The organism is Xaviernesmea rhizosphaerae (assembly GCF_001938945.1).
Taxonomy (GTDB): domain Bacteria; phylum Pseudomonadota; class Alphaproteobacteria; order Rhizobiales; family Rhizobiaceae; genus Xaviernesmea; species Xaviernesmea rhizosphaerae.
Genome location: NZ_MKIO01000034.1, coordinates 1 through 24,677 on the forward strand (window position 1 = coordinate 1; position 24,677 = coordinate 24,677).

Annotated in this window: 26 protein-coding genes and 1 pseudogene; 16 read left to right on the forward strand and 11 right to left on the reverse strand. The window is 60.7% G+C overall.

Annotated elements, in window-relative coordinates:
- Positions 1-119 precede the first annotated feature (119 nt).
- Positions 120-542, forward strand: a pseudogene (locus tag BJF92_RS16170) (hypothetical protein); the annotation flags it as partial.
- Here the strand turns inward: BJF92_RS16170 and BJF92_RS16175 are convergent.
- Positions 490-1,917, reverse strand: a complete 1,428-nt coding sequence (locus BJF92_RS16175; protein WP_075635801.1) for a methyl-accepting chemotaxis protein — start codon at positions 1,915-1,917, stop codon at positions 490-492. The pseudogene BJF92_RS16170 and the gene BJF92_RS16175 sit on opposite strands and share 53 nt — an antisense overlap.
- Before the next feature lie 521 nt (positions 1,918-2,438).
- Between BJF92_RS16175 and BJF92_RS16180 the strand changes: the two genes are divergently transcribed.
- The 7 genes from BJF92_RS16180 to BJF92_RS16210 all read left to right on the forward strand — a co-directional run bounded on the left by BJF92_RS16180 (position 2,439) and on the right by BJF92_RS16210 (position 12,464).
- The gene (locus tag BJF92_RS16180; RefSeq protein ID WP_075635802.1) at positions 2,439-3,200 is read left to right on the forward strand and encodes an SDR family NAD(P)-dependent oxidoreductase; all 762 of its coding nucleotides are present in this window, start codon (positions 2,439-2,441) and stop codon (positions 3,198-3,200) included.
- A gap of 637 nt (positions 3,201-3,837) precedes the next feature.
- Positions 3,838-4,758 (forward strand): helix-turn-helix domain-containing protein, encoded by a 921-nt coding sequence (locus BJF92_RS16185; RefSeq protein ID WP_158032240.1) that lies wholly within the window; start codon positions 3,838-3,840, stop codon positions 4,756-4,758.
- 286 nt (positions 4,759-5,044) lie between these two features.
- A complete protein-coding gene (locus BJF92_RS16190) occupies positions 5,045-7,195 on the forward strand; it encodes a hydantoinase/oxoprolinase family protein (protein ID WP_075635804.1) in 2,151 nt (716 codons plus the stop codon).
- Between the two features lie 18 nt (positions 7,196-7,213).
- Positions 7,214-9,430 carry a hydantoinase B/oxoprolinase family protein gene (locus BJF92_RS16195; protein ID WP_075635805.1) on the forward strand — a complete coding sequence of 739 codons (2,217 nt, stop codon included), beginning with the start codon at positions 7,214-7,216 and terminating at the stop codon, positions 9,428-9,430.
- Positions 9,431-9,464: 34 nt separating this feature from the next.
- Complete coding sequence (locus BJF92_RS16200) at positions 9,465-9,959, forward strand: acetone carboxylase subunit gamma (RefSeq protein WP_075635806.1); 495 nt, start codon at positions 9,465-9,467, stop codon at positions 9,957-9,959.
- A 98-nt stretch (positions 9,960-10,057) separates the two neighbouring features.
- Positions 10,058-10,819 carry an SDR family oxidoreductase gene (locus tag BJF92_RS16205; protein ID WP_158032241.1) on the forward strand — a complete coding sequence of 254 codons (762 nt, stop codon included), beginning with the start codon at positions 10,058-10,060 and terminating at the stop codon, positions 10,817-10,819.
- Between the two features lie 106 nt (positions 10,820-10,925).
- Positions 10,926-12,464: an AMP-binding protein gene (locus tag BJF92_RS16210; RefSeq protein WP_245294790.1), complete on the forward strand. Its 1,539-nt coding sequence runs from the start codon at positions 10,926-10,928 to the stop codon at positions 12,462-12,464.
- A gap of 38 nt (positions 12,465-12,502) precedes the next feature.
- Here the strand turns inward: BJF92_RS16210 and BJF92_RS26100 are convergent, their stop codons facing one another.
- From BJF92_RS26100 to BJF92_RS16220, 4 genes are read right to left on the reverse strand one after another with little or no spacing between them, the layout of a single operon-like run.
- Positions 12,503-12,682 (reverse strand): DUF604 domain-containing protein, encoded by a 180-nt coding sequence (locus BJF92_RS26100; protein WP_245294791.1) that lies wholly within the window; start codon positions 12,680-12,682, stop codon positions 12,503-12,505.
- Complete coding sequence (locus BJF92_RS16215; protein ID WP_342585798.1) at positions 12,634-13,911, reverse strand: recombinase family protein; 1,278 nt, start codon at positions 13,909-13,911, stop codon at positions 12,634-12,636. Before BJF92_RS16215 ends, BJF92_RS26100 begins: the two co-directional genes overlap by 49 nt.
- 54 nt (positions 13,912-13,965) lie before the next feature.
- Positions 13,966-14,136, reverse strand: coding sequence for a recombinase family protein (locus tag BJF92_RS26340; RefSeq protein ID WP_342585799.1), 171 nt, complete (start codon positions 14,134-14,136; stop codon positions 13,966-13,968).
- A gap of 19 nt (positions 14,137-14,155) precedes the next feature.
- Positions 14,156-14,383: a hypothetical protein gene (locus BJF92_RS16220; protein ID WP_245294792.1), complete on the reverse strand. Its 228-nt coding sequence runs from the start codon at positions 14,381-14,383 to the stop codon at positions 14,156-14,158.
- A gap of 253 nt (positions 14,384-14,636) precedes the next feature.
- Here BJF92_RS16220 and BJF92_RS16225 point away from each other — a divergent pair, with 253 nt between their 5' ends.
- The 6 genes from BJF92_RS16225 to BJF92_RS16240 all read left to right on the forward strand — a co-directional run bounded on the left by BJF92_RS16225 (position 14,637) and on the right by BJF92_RS16240 (position 17,779).
- Positions 14,637-14,939: a hypothetical protein gene (locus BJF92_RS16225; RefSeq protein WP_075635808.1), complete on the forward strand. Its 303-nt coding sequence runs from the start codon at positions 14,637-14,639 to the stop codon at positions 14,937-14,939.
- A 10-nt stretch (positions 14,940-14,949) separates the two neighbouring features.
- Positions 14,950-15,396: a PIN domain-containing protein gene (locus BJF92_RS16230; RefSeq protein WP_075635809.1), complete on the forward strand. Its 447-nt coding sequence runs from the start codon at positions 14,950-14,952 to the stop codon at positions 15,394-15,396.
- Positions 15,393-15,719, forward strand: coding sequence for a hypothetical protein (locus BJF92_RS26110; RefSeq protein ID WP_245294793.1), 327 nt, complete (start codon positions 15,393-15,395; stop codon positions 15,717-15,719). Before BJF92_RS16230 ends, BJF92_RS26110 begins: the two co-directional genes overlap by 4 nt.
- Positions 15,720-15,863: 144 nt before the next feature.
- Positions 15,864-16,679: an SIR2 family protein gene (locus BJF92_RS26115; protein WP_245294794.1), complete on the forward strand. Its 816-nt coding sequence runs from the start codon at positions 15,864-15,866 to the stop codon at positions 16,677-16,679.
- A 350-nt stretch (positions 16,680-17,029) separates the two neighbouring features.
- On the forward strand, positions 17,030-17,197 hold the full coding sequence (locus tag BJF92_RS25805) for a hypothetical protein (RefSeq protein ID WP_198931563.1): 168 nt from the start codon (positions 17,030-17,032) through the stop codon (positions 17,195-17,197).
- Between the two features lie 141 nt (positions 17,198-17,338).
- Positions 17,339-17,779, forward strand: a complete 441-nt coding sequence (locus BJF92_RS16240; protein ID WP_075635810.1) for a hypothetical protein — start codon at positions 17,339-17,341, stop codon at positions 17,777-17,779.
- A 145-nt stretch (positions 17,780-17,924) separates the two neighbouring features.
- Here BJF92_RS16240 and BJF92_RS16245 read toward each other — a convergent pair whose 3' ends face one another.
- Positions 17,925-19,307, reverse strand: a complete 1,383-nt coding sequence (locus tag BJF92_RS16245) for an IS5 family transposase (protein WP_075635811.1) — start codon at positions 19,305-19,307, stop codon at positions 17,925-17,927.
- Positions 19,308-19,969: 662 nt separating this feature from the next.
- Between BJF92_RS16245 and BJF92_RS16250 the strand changes: the two genes are divergently transcribed.
- Positions 19,970-20,296, forward strand: a complete 327-nt coding sequence (locus tag BJF92_RS16250; RefSeq protein WP_075635812.1) for a DUF736 domain-containing protein — start codon at positions 19,970-19,972, stop codon at positions 20,294-20,296.
- A 156-nt stretch (positions 20,297-20,452) separates the two neighbouring features.
- On the opposite strand, the gene BJF92_RS16255 is transcribed toward BJF92_RS16250, so the two are convergent.
- From BJF92_RS16255 to BJF92_RS16270, 4 genes are read right to left on the reverse strand one after another with little or no spacing between them, the layout of a single operon-like run.
- Positions 20,453-21,265 carry a LysR family transcriptional regulator gene (locus tag BJF92_RS16255; RefSeq protein ID WP_245294795.1) on the reverse strand — a complete coding sequence of 271 codons (813 nt, stop codon included), beginning with the start codon at positions 21,263-21,265 and terminating at the stop codon, positions 20,453-20,455.
- Positions 21,266-21,320: 55 nt separating this feature from the next.
- Positions 21,321-21,995, reverse strand: a complete 675-nt coding sequence (locus BJF92_RS16260; protein ID WP_075635813.1) for a DNA-3-methyladenine glycosylase I — start codon at positions 21,993-21,995, stop codon at positions 21,321-21,323.
- Positions 21,988-22,302 (reverse strand): YciI family protein, encoded by a 315-nt coding sequence (locus BJF92_RS16265; protein WP_075635814.1) that lies wholly within the window; start codon positions 22,300-22,302, stop codon positions 21,988-21,990. The genes BJF92_RS16260 and BJF92_RS16265 overlap by 8 nt, the downstream gene beginning before the upstream one ends.
- Positions 22,303-22,339: 37 nt before the next feature.
- On the reverse strand, positions 22,340-22,654 hold the full coding sequence (locus tag BJF92_RS16270) for a YciI family protein (protein ID WP_075635815.1): 315 nt from the start codon (positions 22,652-22,654) through the stop codon (positions 22,340-22,342).
- A gap of 117 nt (positions 22,655-22,771) precedes the next feature.
- On the opposite strand from BJF92_RS16270, the gene BJF92_RS16275 reads away from it, so the two are divergent.
- On the forward strand, positions 22,772-23,374 hold the full coding sequence (locus tag BJF92_RS16275; protein ID WP_078058146.1) for a TetR/AcrR family transcriptional regulator: 603 nt from the start codon (positions 22,772-22,774) through the stop codon (positions 23,372-23,374).
- Between the two features lie 27 nt (positions 23,375-23,401).
- Here BJF92_RS16275 and BJF92_RS16280 read toward each other — a convergent pair whose 3' ends face one another.
- Complete coding sequence (locus BJF92_RS16280) at positions 23,402-24,652, reverse strand: MFS transporter (protein ID WP_143524068.1); 1,251 nt, start codon at positions 24,650-24,652, stop codon at positions 23,402-23,404.
- Positions 24,653-24,677 lie beyond the last annotated feature (25 nt).

Here is a 24,677-nt window from a genome sequence, read left to right on the forward strand (position 1 = left end):
AAAACACATCACTCATCACGGTCTCCTTTCCGAAACCGTGAATCACATCTCAAACCAAATTAATAGGTCCTGAGCCTAGGGCATCGGACTGAGTACTATTTTCAGTCAGATGCTCTAGATCAGGAAGGTTCGCAGCGTGGTTCGTGAACAATGACAATCTGCATACTTCGCACCATTGGGTGCCGAATGTTCCGATTTGTCGCCTTCCGCATGTTGAAGCAGAAGTTGGCGATCTTTTCGTTGAAAAGAGTACATCTTACTGGGCTTTTTATAAGGAGTACGACAGAACTTTATTCCAAAGAAAGAGGTACGTGACTCCTCACACTGGCAAGTGGCAGATCGTGTCCGCGGATCTATGCGGCCTCGGCAGGGCTATTCACCTCAGCATAATCGCTGAGGCGCTTTTTGCGCTTGGAATCCGTGTCGATCTCACCGAGCGCAAGGCGGATCATGAGATCGTTGACGGCGGCAAGGTTTTGTCCGCAATCGTCAGGCCGCCCGGCGTCCGCTACGATATGCTTTTTCAGCCGCGCCCACCTTGAGCCGTGAAACCAGCTCGGCGAGATGTGCGGCTTCCGAGGCGAGTGAATGGCTGGCATTTGCCGTGTTGGAAACCACTGCGGCGTTCTGTTGCGTCATCTGGTCCATCTGGTTGACAGTACTGTTGATGCCGCGAACGCCGGTTGCCTGTTCCTTCGCGGATTGCGCCACGTCGGAGATCAGGTCTGTGATGCTGGCAATTTCATCGACAATCATTTTCAGCGCTCTTCCGGTCTCGCCGACGAGGTTCACGCCCTTTCCGACCTGATCGCTCGAAGTCGAGATAAGCTGCTTGATCTCCTTGGCGGCCTGGGCCGAACGCTGGGCAAGCTCGCGCACTTCCTGGGCGACGACGGCAAAGCCCTTGCCGGCCTCGCCGGCGCGGGCCGCTTCAACTCCGGCATTGAGCGCCAGCAGGTTCGTCTGGAACGCGATGTCGTCGATGACGCCGATGATCTGGTTGATCTGGCCGGAAGAATGCTCGATCTGCGACATGGCGGCAATGGCGCTCTGAACCACGCTGCCCGAATGCTCGGCGGCATGGCGGGTTTTGGTCGCTGCGGAGGCGAGTTCATTGGTGTTCTGCGCCGTGCGCTGCACGGTCGAGGTGATTTCGTCGATGGCGGCTGCAGTCTCCTCCAGTGAGCTTGCCTGCTGCTCGATCCGGCGCGAGACCTCATCCGAGGCGCGACTGATTTCGGATGAGCCACCGCTGATGCTGTGCACAGCTTCGATCACGGAGGTGATGACGTCTTCAAGCTGCTGGGTCGCCGTGTTGAAGTCGCGCTTCAGCACCTCGGTCTTCGCGGGCATGGTGGCCTCGATACGATAGGTGAGGTCGCCGGCCGCCAGTGCGGTCATGGCCGTACGAAGGGCCGCGATGGTTTCCTGGTCCTCGCGCGTGGCCGCCTCAGAGCGTTCGCGCAGCAGCACCTGGTCATGAATGTCGGTGAACGTGCCGCAGACGCGCACCGTCGTCCCGTCGGGCAGATAGCGCGATCCTGCTGTCGAGCGGAACCAGCGATAGGAGCCGTCCTTCATCTTGATCCGGAAGGAATCCTCATAGCGCGCCTTGCCGCTCTTGTCGGTCAGAAACTGGGCAAGACTTGCGAAGACACGTTCAAGATCTTCAGGGTGGGCTTTCGCCACCCAGGCGTCCAGCGTGTCTGGAAAATCGGCTTCTGTATAACCAGTCAAACGCCGCAGTTCGGAGGAATAGCGCCAGCGCGATTGCGGATGCTGGCCGTTTGCCTCAGGCAAATATGCTTCCCAAAGCCCAACGCCACAGTACCCGTCAAGAAGATCGAGCCGCTCCTGTGCGGTCTCATACTTGCCTTGAAAGTCTTTTGCATCCGCCTTTGCCTTGCCCCAAAACATGCAGATTCCCCGCTTGGAGTGACTCAATCGGAGAAAAAATATCAAACTGCAAATAATGAAGTGTTACCAAAAACAGACGCGCCGGCGCACTGAAATGTCCCGCCATCTTTTGAAGATGGCCGATCAGAGGGATCATTTAAGCGGTGCCTGAACCGATCTTGTTTGTGGCAATTCGGTAAAGGGTATTTTAAAACAATGGTTTATGTGCGTTAAAAGGACGTTCTCTACGGCGTTTTTTTCAGGCTTTAAGATCCCGTGCTTCAAGCCGCGTGCCGTTTTTACTCAAAAAATCCCACCGATTTGTTCAATTCAATCGGGTTCCTTCCATTGATCATGATGTTGATTGAAGAGGCCTGAACCTCCCCTTCTGGGTCTTTCGTAACGCGCCGGTCGCACAAGGCTTGTGTCCTGCGACCGGAGATCGATGCGCAAGCGGTGCGATGCGTCGCGGGCCTCTTCATGTCAATTCGCGGACGCGCGGATGGCTCGACAATTAAAAACACTTGTCCGGGAGGAAAACGATGAGCAGATTTTCAGGCAAGGTTGTCCTGATCACCGGTGCCGCAAAGGGTCTTGGCTTTGCCACGGCCAAGCGTTTTGTCGAGGAAGGCGCAAAGGTCGCCATCACCGACCGCGACATAGCAGGGGGCAAGGCTGCAGCAGCCGAACTTGGCGGCAACTGCCTCTTCCTGGAGCAGGACGTGACTGACGAAGCATCCTGGGCGCAGGTCTTCGATGCGATTTCGAAACAATTCGGCCCTGTCGATGTCGTGGTCAACAATGCGGGCATCGGTCATTTCGAAACCATCGAGACCATGACCTACGAGCGGTGGCTGAAGACCATCGATGTCAATCTCAACAGCGTCTTCCTCGGAACAAAGATTGCTGTGGAGCGGCTGAAGCCGCGTGGCGGTGCCATCGTCAATGTGGCGTCGGTTGAGGGCTTCCTGGGCGATCCGGCACTTCCAGCCTATAATGCGAGCAAGGGTGCCGTCCGCATCTTCACCAAATCGACCGCCATTCTCTGCGCTCGTTCGGGCTACAAGATCCGCGTCAACTCTGTCTGCCCTGGATTTGTCGAAACCAAGCTGGTTTCCGACGCCCTGACGGCGTTGGGCGACGAAGCCGCTGAGGCGGCTTCTGCCGGGACAATTGCGCGCATTCCGATGGGTCGCTTTGGGCGGCCGGAGGAGATCGCCTCAGCCATCGCCTTTCTCGCCTCCGATGATGCAAGCTATGTGACTGGCTCCGATCTTGTCGTGGATGGTGGCTTTACGGCGTAATGCCTGCAGCCTGATCTGACCTTATACCAAGTGTCGATGATAGGAACCTATAGGACAGGCTTTCCGGGTTTTCTGGCTAGGAGAGGTTCGCAGATCGATGCCACTGCATCGGTCAAGAGCCTCGACAACGCCAGAAGACCCGGAAAGCCTGCCGAAGGTGGCTCTGGTGTGGTCTCCGGCGTCGTTGCGATGCTTGCCCGATGCGGCAGCATCGCGCTGCCCATCGCGCCTAGCCAGAAACCACACCAGAGCCATCCNACCCGGAAAGCCTGCCGAAGGTGGCTCTGGTGTGGTCTCCGGCGTCGTTGCGATGCTTGCCCGATGCGGCAGCATCGCGCTGCCCATCGCGCCTAGCCAGAAACCACACCAGAGCCATCCTATAGGTCCCTATCATCGACACTTGGTATTAAGCGGCCGCAGGGCAACCTGCGGCCGTAATTGCTTTTGCAGATAGGGAACCTGCGGCGAACCAAGAAAGCCGATTGCCAAAACTTAAGGCTGTTCAACGTGGCCGCAAAATGTCTCCATGGTTGTGCAACCCGTCAGAATTGACAAATGTCCGAACGGGAGTATCGTCCAACGCCTGCGTAACGGGTGGGGAGACCCGGATCCCTTGGATTGGACGCGGGAGGAGATGATGGTGGAACTGGTTTCGCAGGTCGACCTGCGAAAAAGCATCCGACCCGAGGACGTCATACGATTTGCGCCGGGCGAGATCGTCGCCGAGGCGGATGCGGGCGATGCGGAGGGCCGCAGTCTTTTCTTTCGCGATATCGCCTATGGTGCTTCGACCGTGGCAGCCCCCGGGATCGACGGCGTTCTCATGGTCGTCTATCGGAGCGGGCAAACGCGAATGCGCCGCAAGGTCGAGGCGAAGTGGCATGAATCCTATGTAACGCCGGGCGCGATCTCATTGCTCGGCGTGGACCGCGCCTCCGATTGGGAATGGGACAGCAATATCGAGGTCTCGCATTTCTATCTGTCGAAGGACCTGATGTCGAAAATGGCCTTGCGGGCTTTCGAGAGCGAGTATCACCATTTCCATGCCATCAATGATCTCTGCATCGAAGATCCGTCGCTGCTCGCGTTGACCGATGCGCTGGAAGCAGAATTGCGGAATGTCGCTTCCGGATCGCGGCTTCTGACCGATCTTCTCTCCCAGGCGTTAACCCTCCACGTTCTGCGCAACCACCACATTTGCGACAGGGCAAGCCGGGATAGCGCAAACGCGGCTATGGCCTTTACGGGCGCGCAGCGACAGCGTGTCATCGATTTTGTCGAAGCCAATCTCGCCAAGAATTTCAGTCTTGCCGACCTCGCCAACACGGCGGGCATGTGTGAGCACACTTTTCCGCGCCGTTTCAAGGCCGCTTTCGACCAAAGTCCCTGGCAATACGTGCTGATGCGGCGCGTGCATCGCGCCATGGCTCTGGTCAAGGACACGCGGCTCTCGCTCGCCGAGATCGCTTTTCTGACAGGCTTCAGCGATCAGGCGCACATGACCCGCGTCGTGAAGAAGGCAACAGGCCAGACGCCCGGACATTTGCGGCGCGCCTGATCATCCCGCGCTGACGGCCCTTCCGGCTTTTCCATCGATCCTGTCCTGCATTTGGCCAACAGGTCGAATCATACAAAATCGCTCACCCGATCCTTCAATATCGTCGACCCTCAACCTGACACTCTTCTTTCCATGCCGGGATTGCGAGGGAGGAGCCTTGCGGATCTCCGGCTCCGTCTCTGGGAGGAGGCTCGCGTCGGTTTTCTGATGGTCGCAAGGCGTTCCAGCGTCGTGCGGGCAGCGTGACGCCTTTTCTCCCTGTCTGGAAAAGGGAGGCTTTTCAACAATGAACCAATTCATCATGTCCATGGATGCCGGTGGCACCATGACAGACACGTTCTTCGTCGATGATACGGGACGCTTTGTCGTCGGCAAGGCGCAGACGACGCCGGCCGATGAATCGATCGGCTTCGGCCGCTCGGTGGAGGACGCGCTGGCGCAATGGGGGCAGGCCCCGGAAGCGGTGTTTCCGAAAGTGGCGACCGGCATCTATTCCGGCACGTCGATGCTCAACCGCTTGCTGGAGCGCAAGGGCCGCCGCCTGGGCGTCATCGTGACGGCCGGCATGGAAGACTATTTCCAGCTCGAGCGCGGCATCCAGACCTATCTCGGCTATTCCTATCAGGACCGTCTCAAGGTCTCGACGCATCGCCACAACCAGCCGCTGGTGCCGCGCGAGCGGATGAAGGGCGTGCGCGGCCGCATCGATCTCTTCGGCACCGAAGCGATTCCGCTTTACGAACACGAGGCAGAGGCAGCCGTCGCCGAGCTGCTCGACATGGATGTCGAGGGCATCGTCGTCAACCTGCTGTTCTCCTATGTCAACGGCGCGCATGAAAACGCGGTCAAGGAAGCCGCGCTCAAGGTCATGGAGCGCAAGGGCAAGAGCGTTCCGATCTACCTCTCGTCCGAGCTTTATCCGGTCATGCAGGATTTCGCCCGGCTCAACACCGTGACGATCGAGGCCTATGCAGCCGAACCGTCGCGCGGGCAGTTCCAGAAGATCGCCGACCGCGCCAGGAATTTCGGCGGCCAGTTCGAACTGCGCGTCATGGCCTCGCATGGCGGCACGATCTCGACAGAAGCGCGCGAACTTGCCCGCACGCTGATCTCCGGTCCGATCGGCGGCATGGTCGGTGCGCGCTATCTCGGCGCGGAACTCGGCATCGGCAACATCGTCTGCTCGGATATCGGCGGCACGTCCTTCGACCTCGGCCTCATCACCGGCGGCGAGTTCACCACCAAGACCCAGCCGGACATGGCGCGGTTCGTGCTCAAGCTGCCGCTGGTCGATATCGACTCGGTCGGCGCCGGCACGGGGTCCTATGTCCGCCTTGATCCGATCTCCAAGCGCATCGAGTTCGGACCGGACAGCGCCGGCTCGCGCATCGGCATGTGCTTCGAGCAGGGTGGCGTCGACACGCCGACGCTGTCGGATTGCAACATCATCCTCGGCAATCTCAATCCGAACAACTTCCTCGGCGGCGAAGTCATCCTCAACAGGGAGCGCAGCTATCAGGCGATCAAGGAACGCATCGCCGATCCGCTGGGTCTCGACCCCTATGATGCCGCGGAAGGCGTTCTGCAGCTTTTCGAAAATCACCTGCGCAACGAAGTCTATGCCCGCGTCTTCGGCAAGGGCTATTCCCCGGAGGACTACACGCTGTTTTCCTATGGCGGCGGCGGGCCGATGCATGTCGCCGGCTATACCAAGGGCTTGAACTTCGCCGATGTGCTGGTTCCGGCCTGGGCGGCGGGCTTCTCAGCCTTCGGTTGCGCCTGCGCCGATTTCGAATACCGCCTCGACCGCACGGTCAATGTCGCGACTGCCAGCCCGGACCTTGCACCGGCCGCTTTCGAGCAGGGCTTTGATCTGCTTTCGGGTGCAGTGAATGCCGGCTGGGAGGGCCTTCGCGCCAAAGTGAAGGAGGAGTTCGCCAAGTCGGGCGTGGATGCCGGCCAGATCGAATATCGCCATTGCCTGCGCTTGCAATATGTCGGTCAGCTCAATGACGTGGAAATCGAACTGCCCTTCCAGGCGGTCCGCAGGGCGGACGATATCCGCGAGATCATCGAGCGCTTCGAGGTTGCCTATTCCAAGGAATTCTCCCGCTCGGCGAAATCGCCTGAACTCGGCTACCTCGTCACCAACGTTCTCGTGCGCGGTGTGGTGAAGGTGATGAAGCCGGCGCTGCCGAACTTCCCCCTGCACGGGCCGGAGCCGCTACGAGATGCGCTGAAGGAAATCCGCCCGATCTACCGCAACGGCAAATGGCACGATGCCCGCATCTTCCACATGGATGACCTCCTGCCCGGAAATGTCATCACCGGACCGGCGGTGATCGAGGCTGCATCGACGACCTTCATGGTGCCCCCCGGGGCTGAAGCCCGGCTCGACCAGCACCTCATCTTCCACCTGCGTCATCTCGAAGACTGACCGGAAAGGACGACCATCATGTTGAACAAAGTACAAGCTGTAGACAGCCGCATCGAAAACATCGGCTGGGAAGGCAAGACGCTCCGGCAGATGCTGAAAGAGTCGGACGACATCTTCGAGCGGACCGGCCACTACCAGGGCCTCAAGGACCTGAAGATCCGCACCGGCCAGCCGATCCTCTATGAAAAGATCTTCTCGCATCTTCGCGGCGGTCTGGTGAATGCGCGCTCCACAGCGCTCAACATCTCCGCCTCGCCGATCGTGAAGGAAATCGGCGAACTTTCCTTCGCGCTCTATACGCCTGAGGGCGAATCGGTCGCGCTCTCCACCGGCATCATCGTGCATGTCCACACGATGGCGGATGCGATCAAATACATGATCCGCAACAATTATGAGCAGAATCCTGGCATCGCGCCGGGCCATGTCTTCTGCAACAACAACTCGATGATCGGCGATGTCCACACTGCCGATGTGCATACGCTGATCCCGATCTTCTGGGAAAACGAGCTGATCGGCTGGGCCGGCGGCGTCACCCATGAAATCGATGTCGGCGGCATCCAGCCGGGCTCGATGTGCTACGGCCATGCCGACCGCTATGGCGACGGCCTCCTGGTCTCGGCCGAGCTTGTCGGCACCAATGACCTCTTCCACGAGGACTATCTCCAGCGTTGCCGCGACAATGTCCGCGCTGAAATGTACTGGGTGCTGGACGAAAAGACCCGGCTTACCGGCTGCCAGCTCGTCCGCGAGCAGGTCTATCGGACGATCGAGGAAGTGGGTCTCGATACCTACAAGGCGTTCATCCGCGAGGCCATCGAGGAAGGCCGCCGCACGCTGGTCGGCAAGGTCAGGCAGATGGGCTTTCCTGGCGAGTACGAAGCGCCGACCTTCATCGATCTCCCCTGGAAGAACGACGAGACGGTGCATCCTCTGGCCCGCAAGGACACGATGATGCATGCGCCGCTGCGCATGAAGATCACCGGTGACGGGCATTTGGGTCTCAGCTTCGACGGGGCGAACCAGTGGGATTACCACTCGTTCAACTGCGCGCCGTCACCCATGCAGGGCGCCATGTGGGTTCAGCTCACCCAGACGCTTTGGAACTCCGACAAGATCAATGACGGCGCCTATTACGCCACGTCCATCGAGCTGCCGAAGGGGTCGTGGTGCAACCCGGACTATGACAAGGTCTCGACGACGCTCACCTGGTTCTTCCTGATCCCGAGCTTCACCGGCTTTGTCCGCAGCCTGGCGCGGTCCTATTTCGCGCGCGGCTATCTGGAGGAGATTTCCGCCTCCTATCCCTGCACCTGGAACCTCCTGCAGGGCGGCGGCATCAACCATTTCGGCAAGCCCTCCGCGTTCACGAACTTCGAGATCTCCTGCCAGGGCACGGGTGCCGCCTATGTCAAGGACGGGGAGGCGACATGCGCCGCCATGTGGAACCCGGAGGGTGACATGGGCGAGGTCGAGACCTGGGAACATCTCGAACCGCTGCTCTATCTCGGCCGTGGCCGCAAGGCCAACACGTCGGGTGCCGGCAAGTATCGCGGCGGCTGCGGGGCTGAAAGCCTGCGCATGCTTTTCAAGACCGAGTCGCAGATCCTGTTCAGTGCCGGCGAAGGCCATGTCTTCGCCTCCGCCGGCGTCTTCGGCGGCTATCCGGGCAATTCCGGCTATCGCCACAACGTCCATCACTCCAACATGAAGGAACTGGCGGCGAACAAGGCGCCCTATCCGACCCTCGACGGCGACCCGGAAAACAGCGCGATCAGCGCCCTGGTCAAGGGCGACGAGGTCTTCGATCTCAACCAGATGACCGGCCCGCATCCCTTCGGCGAATATGACCTCTACGCTTCCGTTCAGCGCGGCGGACCGGGGCTCGGCGATCCGCTCGAACGCGATCCCGCCGCGGTGGCCGCCGATGTCAACGGCGGCGAACTTCTGGAGCGCTTCGCCAAGCCGATCTACGGCGTGGTTCTGACCAGGGGTGCGGACGGCAGGTTGGCGGCCGATGTGGCGGCGACACGGGCCGAACGTGCTGCGATGCGCCAGCGCCGCCTGGAACGCGCCGTCGATGCCAAGGACTTCGTCGCGCGCGAGCGGGAACGGGTTCTGGCCGGCAACATCAACGCGCCGGTTCGGGCCATGTACCAGAGTTCGATGAAGCTCTCGTCGCGCTGGGCCGCGCATTTCCGCACCTTCTGGAGCCTGGCGGACGACTTCTCGTTCTGAAGCCGCCGATCCAGTCAAACTTTTGGAGAATGCCATGAGTGTTTCCCACGACATCAACACCTTGCGCGAACTGAAAGACGGCAAGCTGAGCTTCGAGAAGCTGCACGGCCTGATCAGCGGCTTCAAGGACGCGGACCGTTTCGACAAGATGGTGCAGATCTGGCAGGAAAGCGTGGAATGGGACGATCCCATTCTTCTGCCGCTGGCCGAACATCTCTTCGTCGTGCGCAAGCCCGACGGCCGCCGCGTCGTCAAGTCCACCTGGGGCTATGAATATTGCGAGGCGCAGGAAAACTGGAAGCTTCATGCCAAGGTCTTCGTGCGCGACACCGAGGAACTGATCAACGAGATCTATCCCGACAAGCTGGGCTGCGATCCGGAATGGATGCAGCTTCGCGAATATTACGATCCGCTTTCCGGCACGTTGCTGGAAGTGGAGGTGGTCCCGCCGGGATATCCGATCGTTCACGACTTCAAGCCGGATATCGACACCTTTTACCGCGACTGGCTCGGTCGTCCGGTGCCGTGACCGGCTGAAGGTCTCGCGCGCGCAAACCAGCGATTGCCGGGGCATGTCCGATGCCCCGGCACTTCCTGACCGGACTTATCCGAAGAATGGACATGATTATGGATTCGATTTTCATCACGGGAGCCGCCTCGGGCATCGGCCGGCACACGGCCTCGGTCTTTTCTGCCAGAGGCTGGCGGGTCGGCCTTGCCGATACCAATGCGGATGCGGCGGCCGCTCTCGCAGCCGAGCTCGGCGCGAATGCGAAAGCCTATACGGTCAACGTGACCGACCATGCCTCGATCGAAAGGGCACTGGCCGACTTTGCGGGCACGGGCGGCAGTCTCAAGGCCATCTTCAATTCGGCAGGGCTGCTCGACATGACGCCGTTTGCCGAAGCTGATCTTGCGCGGCTCAGCGCTGTCTTCGACGTCAATGTCAAAGGCGTGATCAACGCCACGAAGGCCGCCTTGCCCTATCTCGAACGGCATGGCGATGCCCGCGTGATCACGATGGGATCCGTGTCAGGCATTTATGGCATCCCGGATCTGGCGGTCTATTCCTCTTCCAAATTCGCTGTTCGCGGCCTGACCGAGGCGCTGAACATCGAGCTGGAAGGCAAGGGCGTCTGGGTCTGCGACATCATGGTTGCCTTTGTGAAGACGCCTATGGTGACGGCGGCTGCCAGCAAGGCGAAATCGGTCGAAATCCTGGGTGTCAACGTCACACCGGATCAGGTTGCAGACACGGTTCTCAAGGCCGTTGACGGACGACAGGTGCATTGGTTCGTGACCCCGGACGATGCGGGCGTTGCAACCCAGGTCGATAGCATGCCCTGGGAGAGCCGGCGCGACTTCGTCAAACAGATCACCGGCTATTGAGCGGCGGCTCCCGGGCAGGCGGGGCACTCCAGCCGCCTGCCCGGGTTCAGCGATAGGGTGGCACGACCATGGCCGCCGGACGGGAAAGACGTGAGGAATGGCGGCGATGGATATGCGTATGCGGCTGATCGATTATCTGGACACCGGGGCCTCGCGTGGCCCTGATCGGCCTTGCCTGACGATGGCGGGCAAGGACTACAGTTACGAAGAGGTGCAGGCGCTGAGCTACCGCATCGGCCGCAAGCTTGCCGACAGCGGTATTGCGGCAGGCGACAAGGTTGCCATTCTCTCGGCCAACGATCCTGTTGCCTTTACCTGCGTCTTTGGCCTGTCGCGCGCCGGTGCCGTCTGGTGCCCCATCAACCCGCGTAACGAGGCAGGCGAGAACCGCTATATCCTCGAGAATTTCGATTGCCGCTTTCTGATCTTCCATAGCGCCTTTGCCGACATGGTCGAAAAGATGCTGCCGGATCTGCCCAAGTTGGTGCAGGCCGTCTGCCTGGACGCCGATCTGCCCTTCGCCAGATCGCTTGCCATGTGGCTCGACAGTGTGGAGGACAGCCCGTTTTTCCGTGCGCCACTCGATGATGTCGCGATGATCCCCGGAACAGGTGGAACGACCGGCAAGCCCAAAGGGGTGATGCTGACCGATACCAATCTCGAAATCATGTCGGCGCTCACTCTCATGGGCTATCCGTTCGAGGGTCGGCCGCGCTATCTGGCGCTCGCCCCGCTTACGCATGCCGCGGGCGTCCTGTGTTTTCCCGTTCTGGCGCTGGGCGGTCAGATCGTCATCATGCCGCACCCCGATATCGGCGAATTCGTCCGTCTGATCGAGGCGCACAGGATCACCCATACATTCCTGCCGCCGACATTGATCTACATGCTTCTCGACAGCCCCTATCTCGAGAAGGCCGATCTCTCCTCGCTGCAATGTTTCTGGTATGGCGCAGCCCCGATTTCGGTCGCCCGGCTGAAGGAGGCGCTGACGCGCATTGGCCCGATGGCGCAATTCTTCGGCCAGACGGAGGCACCGATGATGATCACCATGATGGCCCCGGTGGAGCATTATCACGACGACGGCTCGATTGCCGAAGAGCGCCTCCGATCCGCCGGCCGCGCCGGTCCGCTGGTCCGCCTCGGCATCATGGACGGCGAGGGCAGGCTGCTGCCCGCCGGTGAACGCGGCGAGGTCGTGCTGCGCAGCTCGCTCGTTATGAAAGGCTACTACAACAATCCGGGCGCCACCGAAGAGGCCTTTGCCCATGGCTGGCACCACACCGGCGATATCGGCTATCTCGATGGCGACAATTTTCTCTACATCGTCGACCGCGCCAGGGACATGATCATCACCGGCGGCTTCAACGTCTATTCCGTCGAGGTCGAACAGGCGCTGGCCCAGCATGATGACGTTCTGGACTGCGCCGTCGTCGGCCTGCCTGACGACAAATGGGGCGAGCGCATCGTGGCCGTCGTTCAGCCCAAGGAAGGAAGGTCGATCGACGCCCTGGCCCTGATCGCTTTCGTCAAGACCCAGATTGGCAGTATCAAGGCCCCGAAACAGCTCGAAGTCTGGCGCGACCTGCCCCGCTCGCGGGTGGGCAAGGTGCTCAAGGCGGAGATCCGGGTAAAGCTGACACAATAACGAAACCGGGTGGTGCGAGTTGACAAGTCTCGCAGCTTTCAGACCCCCGCAACCATCTCAAATTGCGATCGGCCCGCCCCTCCGGCGGGCCTTTTGCTTTTGAGCGATACCGCAAGGATACCGGCCAGATCGCCACGCACGTCGATCTGAAGCTCGCCATTCTCGGGCGTCAGGATGATCTCGCGCACCAGCGAGCGCAGCACGTCGGCCGCCACCATCCGCTTGGCCTCGGGATCCTCCTGGAGCGCCGCGTACAGCTCGTCGACTTGGACGCGGTAGTGTGATGCGCCAGGTTCGGGTGCAGCAGGGGAGGCGGCTCCTCGGCCTCTTGCAGGAACGTCTTCAACTCCTTCTGGCGTCGTTCCAGCGCGACCATCTTCTCGTTGAGACGTTCGGCAGCGCCGCCCTTGAGAATGAGATTGAGCAGCGTGTCCAATTCGCGGTCGATCTTCTTGATCTCGGCCTCGGCCGCATCGATGGACGACCGCCCCTCCATACGCAGCCGGTTCATCTCACGGGTGAACTCGCCACAGAATTCCTTGAACAGCGCCGGATCCATCAGGTGATGGCGCAGCGCGTTGAGGACGCGCGCTTCGAGATGGTCGCGGCGGATGTTCTTGCGATTGTCGCAGGTGCCTTTGTTGCGCGCCGTCGAGCAGCCGACCAGATCGGCGGAGATCATCGAATAACCGCCGCCACAGCAGCCGCATTTGGTCAGGCCCGAGAAGAGGTATTTAGGCCGCCGGCGTTCCCGGAAATGGTTCTCGGTCTCGCCGTCGTCGCTGTGGTTCCGTTTGACCGCCCGCTGACGTTCCTTCACCGAGTGCCAGAGGTCGTCATCGAGGATTCGCAGTTCGGGCACGTCTTGGGTAATCCATTCCGATTCCGGATTCATCCGCGCCTGGCGCTTGCCGGTCTTGCCGGTGTCCGGGTCTTTGCGGAAACGCTGGCGGTTCCAGATCAGCTTGCCGACATACATCTCGTTGTTGAGGATGCCGTTCCCGCGCTTGGGATTGCCGTTGATGGTGCTGAAGCCCCAGCCGCCGCCGCCCGGGGCGGCAATGCCGTCCTTGTTCAGTTCGAAGGCGATCCGCTTGGCCGACTTGCCGGCGGCATAGTCGCGGAAGATGCGGTGGATCACCTCGGCCTGGACCTCGTTGATGGTCCGGTCTCCGCGCACCGGCTCGCCATTGCCGTCGAACTTCTTGACCACATCATAGCCGTAAGCATTGCCGCCGCCCGATTTGCCCAGCTCGACCCGCCCGCGCTGACCCCGACGTGTCTTGTCGGCGAGATCCTTCAGGAAGAGTGCGTTCATCGTGCCCTTGAGACCGACATGCAGATGCGTGACCTCGCCTTCCGACAGGGTGACGATCTTCACGTCGGAATAGGCCATGCGCTTGAACAGGCCGGCAATGTCTTCCTGATCGCGCGACAGGCGATCCATCGCCTCCGCCAGCACAATCCCGAACCGTCCGCTTGTGGCGTCGGAGATCAGCGCCTAAATACCGGGGCGCAGCAGCGAGGCACCGGAAATGGCGTGGTCGGTATATTCCTCGACGATTTGCCAGCCCTGCTTCTCGGCATGGAGACGGTAGATGCGAAGCTGGTCGGCGATGGAGGCGTCGCGCTGATTGTCTGATGAATAGCGGGCGTAGATCGCGACCTTCACGATATTCTCTCCTGCGATGTCAGGAGCGCGTCGGGCGGCGTTCCCTCATCTGTTCTTCGTAGACCTCCCGCGCCGCCCTGCGAGCGAGCAGGCGTGCCAGTTCGACCATGCGCGGATCGGGGCCGTCTCCGCGCCGCGCGAGAGTCAGTTCCGGCTCGATGAGCCGGAGCGCGCTCCTCTGCTTTGGGCGGCTGCCATGGTCCATCGTTGCGCCGTTCGAAGCCGATTGCAAGGTTATCGGCTTCACGATTTCCTTGATCGGAAGTATAAGCAATTAAAATCACGGTCGAATATTTGGCGTAAACCGGGGTTGTTTGGGCGGAATGCGCTTAGTCCGGCGCGCAGTGTCGCGCCCAGGCAGACGGAAATGACCGCCCCATTGCGGGATGACGGGCCAGTTTTTGAGGTCCGTTCTGCATTGAACTGGCTCCCGCGCACCCTTCGTCTTGCCTATTGACGGAAATAGGTCTATATATCTGGTTATATTACGGAGGGTCGCGATGGGCAACGCCGCACAGACGAGAGCAACGAGGAATTACCGCGCGCGTCTCACGCAGCGCGGCTTCACCCGTTTCGAGATCATGGCATTGGAGAGCGACCGGGATCTGATCCGCTCGCTGGCCAAACGTCTGGCCGAAGAGGGGCCGGAAGCGGAGCAGGTGCGCGCCGCAGTGAAGACGGTCGTGGCTGGGGAGCCGCCCAAGCCCGGTGGAATTCTCTCCGCACTGCGCCGTTCGCCGCTGATCGGCGCCGATCTCGACCTGTCGCGTCCGCGCGAGGAAGGGCGCCCGGTGGACCTATGAGTGTCGAATTGTGACGCGCTATCTTCTCGACACCAACATCATCAGCAACGTCGTCAAACCGCAGCCTTCGGAGCAGCTGCTGGCCTGGTGGGCGGAGCAGCGTGACGAGGATCTGTTCATCGCCTCGCTGACGATCGCGGAAATCCGCCGTGGCATTCTCGAAAAACCGCGCGGCAAGAAGCGTGACGCACTCGATGCCTGGTTCACCGGAGCAGAGGGGCCGCAGGCGCTGTTCGCGGGACGTGTTCTACCGTTCGACGATAAGGCCGGGCTGATCTGGGCGCGGCTGATGGCCGACGGCAAGGCCGCAGGTCGGCCGCGTAGCGGCCTCGATATGATCGTTGCCGCCGTCGCCGGCGCCAATGACTGCGTGGTCGTGACCGACAACGAGAAGAACTTCGCCGGTATCAAGTTCATCAATCCGATGCGGAATGAGGCCGGGGAGGAGACGGCATGACGATTGCGGCGACGCCGAGTGAATATCAGCTCATCGGTCTCACCGAAGCAGGTGACGCAGGGGATCTACTAATCGGCCTGGATCAGAAGCAGGGACGAGTACGCCTTCAGGCTCTCATATCCGAATGGTTGCGAATGGAGAATCTCGTCGTTCTGACGGGTTCGGGAACCTCCGTTTCGGCTGGCGGCAAGACGATGGCCAATCTCGAAACTGCGGTGTTCGCAACAATCGAGGCGCTGTCCGATCTACCGGCGCCGATTACGCCGATCATAAAGGCCCGTCGTGACGCTGTTTCCCTAGCCGACCTTCTTGACGAACCGTAAATTGGCTTCGAAGCGTGGCTGTCGTTCATCGCCAACGCTCTGGTTGTCGCGGAAGCCCCAGTTAGTCTATTCTCCGCCGTGACGTGGCCCAGCACGCGGGCGCCTACTTCCCACGATCTGCGTTGATTTGTCGAACGGTTGCGTATGGCGATCTTCGCCGAGTGTGCGCTGTCATTGCCGGATACCGGGCCAGCGGCTTCGCCTGCGACCATTGCCCCGCAACTGGCATTTCTGTCGAAGCTGGTCGCGAGAGACAGCAACCTCGGCCGAACACACCTGTTCACGCTAAACTACGATACGCTTTTTGAGCAGGCGCTGGAGCTTCTCGGTATCCAGTATTTCGACGGCTTTACCGGGCGCGCGGCCGCACGATTCGATCCGTCCGTTTATGGGCTGGATATCTATTATCCGGGCGAGGTGGCCGAGGGGCGCGTGCGCCGTTTCGGCAAGTTTCTGCACTTCTACAAGCTGCACAGCTCGATCCATTGGTTCGAGCAGGGAAACGAAATGCGGGCGCGCCACCCCGACCTTGCTCCGTTCCAGAAATATGCCTCGTTGATGCCGGCGCAGAAGGCGGCTGTGCTCTTTGATCTGGCGGGGAAGACCCCATCCCTGGGCATTTTGCCAACAGCCAACAAGCTCGCGCAAACGCTGACGATGCCATACGCGCACCTGTTCCGGTCGCTTCAGGTGCGCTTGGGTATACCGCGGACTTTCCTTCTCGTCCTCGGCTATGGCTTCGGCGACGATCATGTCAGCCGCGTCATCGAAAATGCGCTGATGAACCCTTCGCTGGTGATGTTGGTCATCGAACCCAATCCCAATAGCCCAGTGATCGAACGTATTCGGCGCTACAAGGATTTGGGCAAGCGGGCGTTCGTCCTGTGCCCGACAGAGATGCGGCTTTCGCCGCTGCCAAATTCAAGCACGCAACCTTCGATGATTTCGCTCGGACAGTGATGCCAGACGTGCAATGGCTCGACGATTTCCTGCGGCTGCGACGTTTCGAGAAACAGATCGCGGCGTTGGGAATGAAAAGCGATGCCGATACGGAGGGAGCGGATGGATAAGCAGCGTTGGCGAGGACGGACAGCCTCGGCTCCTATGGATGCGAAGCACCACTCCCGCTTCAATTGCGCTGATCCTTTGGTCTGGCCGCGGGCCTGACGCCATCAAGCCGTAAAGGCTCGGACTACGCATTCGCGTGCCGCTGTTGCGCTTTGCCTCCACGGTGATTGCGGCCCACGGCCGGACACTTCGAGCACCTGTCAGCGGCGGATGGTCCTTCGCTCGAAACAGGAGCCGGATCGATGTCCCTCAACGACGCACACGCCTTCGCCTTCAGCCTCGCCACCACCCTGATGGTCGTCATCGTCGTCTTCCGCGCCGGCGACGGCACGCTGTCGGTGACACCGGCCGCCGAATATGACGGCGACAGCGCCGCCATCGTCGATGAAATCGATCCCTTCGCCCCATGACGGGGCGAAGATCACCGTCTGCGATGCGGAAACCCTTTCGGTTTCCGCTCCCTGCGGCGTCGACGTTCTGCTATAGTTCTCATCGCGCCATGGTGGTGGTGGAGGCGCGACCATCAGATCTTTTGTCACGGAGACACCGCCATGATTATCCTCGGGATCCTTCTGTCCATCGCAGCCATCGGCTTCTTCTGGTGGCTGCTCTTCACGCTCGCCGTCTTCGCGCTGCCCTTCTTTGTCGGCGTCAGCGCCGGAAGCTGGGCCTGGCACACGGGCGCGGGCTGGCTCGGCGCGATCGTCGTCGGTACGGTCGCCGCTGGCCTTACCTTCGGGATCGGCCAGATCCTACTCGTTCTGGTCCGTCCGACCTGGATGAAACTCGCCATCGCGCTGATCTTCGTCACGCCCGCCGTCCTCGCCGGCTATCACGCCGTCCATGGCATCGTGAAGCACACCGTGCCGTCGGAGACGTGGCAGATCGTCTTCTCGGTCATCGGCGCGATCGCGGTGGGCGTCACCGCGTTTCTGCATGTCTCTGGGATGGCAGCCACCGACCTTTCGACCGGGACCGCGGCGCGGGCCTGAAATAACACGGCGTTCGAGACGGCGGACAGGGCAGGGAGAATCGCATTCGCGTTCATCTCGACGTTGCGGATGGCAGTGCCGCACGGATCGGCGTGAGGCCGGGAGTGCGTTGCATTCCGGTTTGGTCTCCCGTGAAGAACCCTCGTCATCCGACTTGGGCTGACGAATTCGTCGCCCTGCCGCCCGCCACGCTGACACATAAAACGGCGAACAAAAGCCTGAGCCATGCGAGGATACGGCGGTAGTTGTAGCCGATGGCGGCGAGGACGGCGTTGGCGGCGTCGCCTTGGGCATGGGCGAGGTGGTTGCGGCCCATGCGATGGCCGGCCTTCAGGTGGCCGATGAGGGGCTCGACGGCCGACCGCCGGCGCATCTCGCGTTTGATCCGGTCCGTCACGCCCCGCTTCTGGCCTGATGTGAAGACCTTGAGGCGGTGGGTCCTGGGCGCGTTGTGGCCCTTATACCCGGCATCGGCGACGATGCGGGTGAGGGTTGCCCCAACCCGTGTCTCGATGGCGGGGATGATGGTTTCGAGCGTGTGGCCGTCATAAGGCTTGCCGGGCATCGCCTGGATGTGGGTGACGAACTGCCCGCCCTTGGAGCGATTGAGCGTGGTGGCGACGGAGACCTTGACGCCGAATTCGTAGGGCTTGTGGGTTTTGCCCTTGCCGATGCATTCGACCTCGGGTGCATGCAGCGAGAAGACGCGCAGATCGGCGTCTTTGTCCTTGCCCTTGATCCGGTTGAGATTGCGGTTGCCGGCATGGACGCGCCTTGCCAGCATCAGCGCGTTGGCAGTGGCGGCTTCCAGCTCGGGATTGCCCCTAGCCTTGCGGATAATGTCGCGGATCACCCGACCGAGGTACGTCTTCAAGCTTCTCAAGGACTTGCCCGCGCGCTTGAACTGCTTGGCATGGGCATAGCGCTGGTGCTTGATCAGGGCATGTTTGCCGACCCTGGCATAGGACTGGCGAAGCGCGATGCCGAGCTTGCCGGCCCGCCGCACCAGCCTTTCGCGCGCACGATGCATCAGCCAGGCATCGGTCGGATGAGCCACGGCCTTCGGCTGCAAGGTGGTATCGACGATGGCCTTGGTGAAGTCGGCGGGCTTGGCTGCCTCAGTGCGGATCGCCGTCGCCAGGCTTTCGTCCAGCAAGGCATTGAGCGTCTCCTCGCCCATCCTTTGGCGCCACCGGGTCATGGACGAGCGATCGAAGGGCAGGTCGTGGCGGAAGAATTCCTCGCCGCAGAAGAGTTGATAATACGGGTTCTCCACCCAGCGATCGCACAGCGCCTCGTCAGAAAGATTATGCATCGACTTGAGGATCGCCAGTCCCGCCATCAGCCGGGTCGGCAACGGCGGGTGGCCCGGCGTGTCGCTATAGGCAGAGCCGCAGCGCGTCTCGAGAAACCGCCAGTCGATCGCCCGGCCGAGCTTGGCCAGCGGATGGTTCATGTCGACGATCTGGTCGAGCCTTGCCCGGAACAAATCCGCCTGCCTGCTGTCTCGACGCTCTCTCGGACGCATCCTGATGCTCCCATGAAGACTCTGCCGGAAGCAAGGGAATCATGGTTTGCCCACATAGGCAATTTGCAAGTTTCTGCGGCCCACAGCCACGAAAACTTGCAGAAACCGATTCTTCAAGCTTGAAAATTATGACGCTAAATCAGAGGCCTGCGGATTGTTCACTGACAACTGTTTGGGCTTGAACCGGGCGTCGAAGGGCGGGGCTGATCGGCCAGCGGCAGATGAAGGTCCGTTCTCGCCGATGGCCGGTCAGGTCAGGCGCAGGCCGATAGCCCGGAATGGAGGTATGGCGGTCCCGGCGGCGCCGCGCGGATCATTGTCGGTTGCATATGGTCGCCATCGTTTCCGTTTCCTGTCTGTTGATCGAGCGCACCTCACGGCCTCTTCAATGGCCTGATCTGGCCGAAGGACGGCTTCGCCTCGACCACCTCAGCCGCAACGGCGGCGTCAGACTTTCTTCCCCTGTCGGACCCCACCCCATGCGACAGGTCGCATGGGGACCCCGAGGCGCCGCCATTCCTCGCGCAGCAACAAAGTCTTGCCTGTGCCGTCCTCCGCTTCGCTCCGGTCGCAAGCGATGCGGCGACGGTCGCCTCCGGCCGGTCGATCGCCATCGAGGCCGCAATGGTGCGGGCTCGAACACGAAAGAACGGAGACTTATCATGGCGACCATCGGCACCTTCAAGAAGACCGGCTCGAACGAATTCACCGGCGACATCGTCACCCTCAGCGTTCAGGCCAAGGGCGTGCGCATCGTTCCCGACCTGCACGCCACCGGCGAGAACGCCCCCAGCCACCGCGTGCTGGTCGGCCGCGCCGAGATCGGAGCGGCCTGGTCCAAGCGCTCCAACGAGGGCCGCGACTATCTGGGCCTCAAACTCGACGATCCCAGCTTCAACGCCCCCATCTACGCCAACCTCTTTGACGACGAAGACGGCGAGGCTTACTCGCTGATCTGGTCCCGCCCCAACGGCCGCCGAGGAGACTGACCCCGGCGCCAAGGCCCCGGCCGCCAGGTCGGGGCCGCCCCTGCGTTCGTTATCCGGCAGGAGGCGGTAACGATGATCGCGCCAATGACCGCGCCATAGAGAGCAGGCGTCGCAGTGCGGGATTGTCGTTTTTTGCCGACCAGAGGACGCTGAAGGTCAGCGTTTCATCGGCGAGCGGTCGATAGACGATGCCGGGGAACGGGATCGAGGCCGTCGCTTCGCAAACGAGCGCCAGTCCGCGCTCCATCGCGACGAGCGGCAACAAGCTGTCGTGACCGACACCTTGCGGCTGGAGCTGTTGCCATGCCCCGCGTCGATCAGGCGCTGCGTCAGCGCATCGCCGGAAGAGGGATCTGCAGCCGTTTGGCGTATCAGGACGCCTTCGCTGGCAAGCGAGGGCCAGTCCAGTACGCATTGGCCGGCAAGCCGATGGCGGTCAGGAAGCGCGACGAAGAGCTGTTCGGTCCAGAGCGGCGTGACCTCGCATCCCGGCCAAGGCTGCGTTCCCGCGACAAACGCGACATCGAGACCTAACCGAACGATGGCGGCCGCGTGCTCGGCAGCTTCACCTTCGATGAAGTCGATATGGACGCCACCACGATGGTGGTCATAGGCACGGAACAACTCAGCAAGAAACCCCGCTGCGAGCGATGGCAGGAGGCCAACCGTGATCCGACCGCTCTCCGCTCGGCCGATCGCGGCAATATCCTGGGCACTGTCTCTCATATGCCGAAGCATTTCCTCGGCCTTGCGTCGGAACCGTTGCCCGGCAAAAGTTAAGCGCGCACCGCCGTTATGACGCTGAAACAGGGAAGCGCCGAGTTGGTCTTCGAGATCGCGGATGCGGCGGCTGACCGAGGATTCTTGCACGCCGAGAGCAATCCCTGCCTTGCGGAAGCTACCATGCTTAGCGGCGGCTATGAAATAACGCAGGTAGCGATATTCAAAATGTAAATCGCATCTCGCCATATCACGGTCACAGCCGCCCCTCTTTGAAAAATCCGGCGCTCAGCTTTCCGAGCTATCAAGGAAGGCTCATCGCCAATATCCGGCTGATCTCGGTCAAGTTTCGACCAGATTGTTCAGACCACCGATTGAATGCTTCTTGGATAGCAGCGTAGTCTCGCTTGCCGGTCGGCGCTCGGGCAATGACGCCCTCACGTACCAACGCCGCCACCACGTCTTTCGTGGTGATGAAGGCAGGTTTGCCGATGGTTCGGAGGAAACGCATTCCGGCGTCACCGCTCAGATAGCTCCCCCGCTCCTTCAGAAGGTTCAATAGGCCGACATAATCATTGTCAGGCCAGTCAGCGAAATATCGCGCCGCAGAGCCGTGCAATGAAGCAAGGTCCAAAACCAACTGAGCGTTGATTTGAACCGCACGGATTTTCGCTCCGTTTCTGACAATACCGCGATCCTGCATGAGCGCGTCGAAATGATCGTCACTCAGGAAAGCGCAGGCATTGACGTCGAAGTCCATGAACGCCGCCTCAAAGGCGGGCCATTTGGCCTCGATTACCTTGGACGAGAACCCGGCGTTGAAGATGCGCCGTGTCATTTCTGCGAGAATGCGATCATCCGGGATCGCCGCTATCGCTGACGAAACAAGCGCTGGCGTCGTCGCGAGAGCGTCGTCCAATGCCAATATGCCGCCCTTGCGATCCGCAGCAAGCACGACGATCTCGCCGAAGTCACGCATCGCCGCTCGGTTCCCTGAACCAATCTTGCAGGATCGGCTGATACTGCGCCGCATCAAATTCAGTGACACGGCTGAACCGCATCTTTCCCGCTTTCACAAAAGGTTCTTCGGCAAGGATTGTGTCCAGAGCCTCCCGAGACTCGGCGCGCGCGGCAAGAAAGCCGCCATGGGCGGGAATTTGCGGCCCAGAAAATAGAAACACGCCGTCATCATAGCCCTTTTGCAGAAAGGCATGATGCAGCGGAACGAGATCCGAGAGTTCTGAGAATGGGACGAGGTGTTCGCCCTCAAGCAGAAAATGCTTCATTTTGCTAAGCTTTCGATTGTCTATTTTGGAGTTGCATTCAGATTGTGGAGTTTCTGACCTCGCCAAACCAATGCCCGGTCCAGTCCTGACGTTTTACGGGTTGGAATTCGATAAAGCTGAAGCTCGCCAAGCTGGCGATATGAAACGGCTCATCCTCGAAGAACGCCTCCAGTTCGGCTTGGGAGTTGGCTCGCGCGAGCAGAAATCCACCAGTCGCCGGTTCTTTCGGCCCTGAGCACAAGAACAAGCCGAGATCGTATCCTTTCTGCAGAAAAGCGCGATGACGGGGTATTGTCGCTTTGATTTCCTCGAAGGGTACGAGATATCTCGCTTCGACAATGAAGTGTTTCATTGTCACGACTCCTTTTCGATGGCGACCTGTCAGGCGGACGTCTTGTTCGATGGACGTTGGTTTGGTATCAATGATACGAACCGGTCGGTTACATTGTCAAGTGTGAAGGAGATGGGCATGGGGCGTTCAATGAAAACAGAGGCTGACGGATCGCCGGCACCCCGCGCACGTGACAAGATTTCTTCCGTTGCAGCCGACCTCTTTTATCGGGAGGGCATTCGCGCTGTCGGCGTTGAGACCATCGTCAAACAAGCCGGCGTCACCAAGATCAGCCTGTATAGGAGCTTCCCGTCCAAGGACGATCTGGTCGTCGCCTATCTCGAAGAGCGCAGTCGGACGTTTCTCGACAACTGGGATGAGATGTTCGATCGCCATCGTGACGATCCACGGGCACAACTCCGCGCCATCATGACCTACCTCGCCGAGCGGACGACGACGGAAGGTTATCGCGGGTGCCCGTTCATAAATTTCTGTGCCGAGTTTCCCGACCCCGAGCATCCCGGCCGGAAGGTCGCCCATGAAACAAAGGCAGCACTTCGGGAACGTTTCCGCACCATCGCCGAGGCGCTGGATGTTCCACGCCCGCAAAAACTCGCTGATGGCCTGCTTCTGCTTATCGAAGGCGCTTACGCGATCAGCCAGACATTCGGTGGTGGGAAAGATGGCCCCGGCCATGCCTTGGTCTCTGCCGCCGAAGCCATGGTCGGCGGGTGGTCGTGAGTGGCTTCAGGCGTTCGACATTTCGGATCACTTGCCCACGCAATGATCGCCGTTGAGATGCGAGCGATCCGACAGCGAAACTCCGATCGCCGCCACGCCGAACACCAGCCCAACCACACATACGCCCTGCCATCCCCAGGCATTCCATGCGAAGCCCGATAGCGCCGACCCCGCCGCACCACCCAGGAAGAACAGGCCGGTGAATAGCCCATTCGTCCGACCACGCGCTTCCGGTCGAAGGAGATTGATCGCCCGTCGCCCGAGGGTCTGATCAGCGATGACACCGAGATCGAGAAGGACGGCCGCGACCAGGAGAACCGCGAGTGAAACAGTGCTACTCCCTATTGTCGCCGTGCCGCCGAGATAGGCGAGAACCATTGCGGCGATCACAGCTACATGAGCCAAGGCTGTGGCGGGGCGGGTGTGACCACGATCACCAGCGCGACCGGCGATCGGTGCGACGACAGCGCCTGCGGCCCCCGCCAAGGCAAACAGAGCGATGCCGGTCTGCCCTAGCTCAAAAGGCGCTTGCGCCAATCGAAGTGCTATCGCTGTCCAAAAGACGCTGAACGTCGCCATGCACATGGCTTGGCTGGCTGCGCGTCGCCGCAGGATCGGTTCCTGTTTCAGGATCGTTCCCAGCGACCCGATTAATTGTAGATAGCTGCCTCTTCCTGACGGCCGGAACGCGGGAATGAACAGTGCGAGGACGAAAGCCAGTATCGCGACAGCAAGCCCCAGCATTCCATAGAGAGTACGCCACCCGAATGCCTCGGTGACGAGGCTTGCGATGGGACGCGAGAAGAGAATGCCAAGCATCAGGCCACTCATGACATTGCCGACGGTCCGTCCCCGGCGCGCTTCCGAACTGAGCGATGCGGCGACCGGAACCAGCATCTGGATGGCGCTGATCGACAAGCCGACCAGGAAGGACGCGATCAGGAACGTCACCCGGGTTGAAGCAGAGGCGAGCGACAGCAATGAACAGACATTGGCGACGAGGGTTGTGAGTATCAGCCGACGGTTCTCGATAATATCGGTCAATGGCACCAGCAGGATCAGGCCGGTGGCATAGCCGAGCAACGTCAGCGTGGTTGCCAGCCCGGAGAGGTCCGCCGAAAGGCCGAGTTGGCGCCCGATGATCCCGACGAGCGGCTGCGAGGCGAAAAGCGCCAGGACGACAACGCCGACCGCGACAGCAAAAACGACCGTCAGCCGCTTGCCGATGCCCAGCGTGTCATCAGAAGTTTCGCGTGTACCACCTGTTCCCATCGTCATGCGCTCTCCGTGAAACATGACGACA

What these genes read in the sequence shown, in the direction of transcription:
- BJF92_RS25805 (WP_198931563.1), top strand. Translation starts at nt 17,030, where the DNA reads ATGTCCCTCAACGACGCACACGCCTTCGCCTTCAGCCTCGCCACCACC.
- BJF92_RS16245 (WP_075635811.1), bottom strand. Translation starts at nt 19,307, where the DNA reads ATGCGTCCGAGAGAGCGTCGAGACAGCAGGCAGGCGGATTTGTTCCGG.
- BJF92_RS16210 (WP_245294790.1), top strand. Translation starts at nt 10,926, where the DNA reads ATGGATATGCGTATGCGGCTGATCGATTATCTGGACACCGGGGCCTCG.
- BJF92_RS16280 (WP_143524068.1), bottom strand. Translation starts at nt 24,652, where the DNA reads ATGACGATGGGAACAGGTGGTACACGCGAAACTTCTGATGACACGCTG.
- BJF92_RS16260 (WP_075635813.1), bottom strand. Translation starts at nt 21,995, where the DNA reads ATGCGTGACTTCGGCGAGATCGTCGTGCTTGCTGCGGATCGCAAGGGC.
- BJF92_RS26115 (WP_245294794.1), top strand. Translation starts at nt 15,864, where the DNA reads ATGGCGATCTTCGCCGAGTGTGCGCTGTCATTGCCGGATACCGGGCCA.
- BJF92_RS26100 (WP_245294791.1), bottom strand. Translation starts at nt 12,682, where the DNA reads ATGGTGGCGGCCGACGTGCTGCGCTCGCTGGTGCGCGAGATCATCCTG.
- BJF92_RS26110 (WP_245294793.1), top strand. Translation starts at nt 15,393, where the DNA reads ATGACGATTGCGGCGACGCCGAGTGAATATCAGCTCATCGGTCTCACC.
- BJF92_RS16240 (WP_075635810.1), top strand. Translation starts at nt 17,339, where the DNA reads ATGATTATCCTCGGGATCCTTCTGTCCATCGCAGCCATCGGCTTCTTC.
- BJF92_RS16225 (WP_075635808.1), top strand. Translation starts at nt 14,637, where the DNA reads ATGGGCAACGCCGCACAGACGAGAGCAACGAGGAATTACCGCGCGCGT.
- BJF92_RS16215 (WP_342585798.1), bottom strand. Translation starts at nt 13,911, where the DNA reads ATGGATCGCCTGTCGCGCGATCAGGAAGACATTGCCGGCCTGTTCAAG.
- BJF92_RS16200 (WP_075635806.1), top strand. Translation starts at nt 9,465, where the DNA reads ATGAGTGTTTCCCACGACATCAACACCTTGCGCGAACTGAAAGACGGC.
- BJF92_RS16190 (WP_075635804.1), top strand. Translation starts at nt 5,045, where the DNA reads ATGAACCAATTCATCATGTCCATGGATGCCGGTGGCACCATGACAGAC.
- BJF92_RS16185 (WP_158032240.1), top strand. Translation starts at nt 3,838, where the DNA reads ATGGTGGAACTGGTTTCGCAGGTCGACCTGCGAAAAAGCATCCGACCC.
- BJF92_RS16265 (WP_075635814.1), bottom strand. Translation starts at nt 22,302, where the DNA reads ATGAAGCATTTTCTGCTTGAGGGCGAACACCTCGTCCCATTCTCAGAA.
- BJF92_RS16205 (WP_158032241.1), top strand. Translation starts at nt 10,058, where the DNA reads ATGGATTCGATTTTCATCACGGGAGCCGCCTCGGGCATCGGCCGGCAC.
- BJF92_RS16270 (WP_075635815.1), bottom strand. Translation starts at nt 22,654, where the DNA reads ATGAAACACTTCATTGTCGAAGCGAGATATCTCGTACCCTTCGAGGAA.
- BJF92_RS16250 (WP_075635812.1), top strand. Translation starts at nt 19,970, where the DNA reads ATGGCGACCATCGGCACCTTCAAGAAGACCGGCTCGAACGAATTCACC.
- BJF92_RS16180 (WP_075635802.1), top strand. Translation starts at nt 2,439, where the DNA reads ATGAGCAGATTTTCAGGCAAGGTTGTCCTGATCACCGGTGCCGCAAAG.
- BJF92_RS16195 (WP_075635805.1), top strand. Translation starts at nt 7,214, where the DNA reads ATGTTGAACAAAGTACAAGCTGTAGACAGCCGCATCGAAAACATCGGC.
- BJF92_RS16255 (WP_245294795.1), bottom strand. Translation starts at nt 21,265, where the DNA reads ATGGCGAGATGCGATTTACATTTTGAATATCGCTACCTGCGTTATTTC.
- BJF92_RS16175 (WP_075635801.1), bottom strand. Translation starts at nt 1,917, where the DNA reads ATGTTTTGGGGCAAGGCAAAGGCGGATGCAAAAGACTTTCAAGGCAAG.
- BJF92_RS16275 (WP_078058146.1), top strand. Translation starts at nt 22,772, where the DNA reads ATGGGGCGTTCAATGAAAACAGAGGCTGACGGATCGCCGGCACCCCGC.